Here is a 357-nt window from a genome sequence, read left to right as displayed (position 1 = left end):
GCCCTGAAGGGCAAAAAAGGCGGGTTTTCTATAATCGAACCGCATTATAAACCACTATAAATCATACGGTTACGTATTTTTCAGGGGCGACCAGATAGCCGGTGTTGGCAAGTTGATCGGCTACTCGGTCAGTCATGAATGGATTTATAACTATATCTATTGTGACAAAGCACGGGGCGGAAACTTGTATAGGCAACTACGCCATAATGGCCGTAAATATCGTAAAGGAGATCGCGCAAAACGCGTGATCATCCCTAATCGTGTAGGTAGTCGTCCCTGAAAAACACCCTTTACCCACGGACCAAACTCAGGCTCTGTGCGTTCATTTCTCTTCTTTCCAATAACCCGATCAAATAC

The 357-nt window shown here is 45.1% G+C and carries 1 pseudogene; it reads left to right on the top strand.

The features are described 5' to 3' along the window. Nucleotides 1-88: 88 nt before the first annotated feature. Nucleotides 89-244, top strand: a pseudogene (locus ACXAF9_RS18195) (IS30 family transposase); the annotation flags it as partial. Between the last annotated feature and the right edge of the window lie 113 nt (nt 245-357).

It is taken from the genome of Neptunomonas sp. ABH4_499 (genome assembly GCF_056160565.1).
This window is presented reverse-complemented; position numbering and strand designations above follow the sequence as displayed.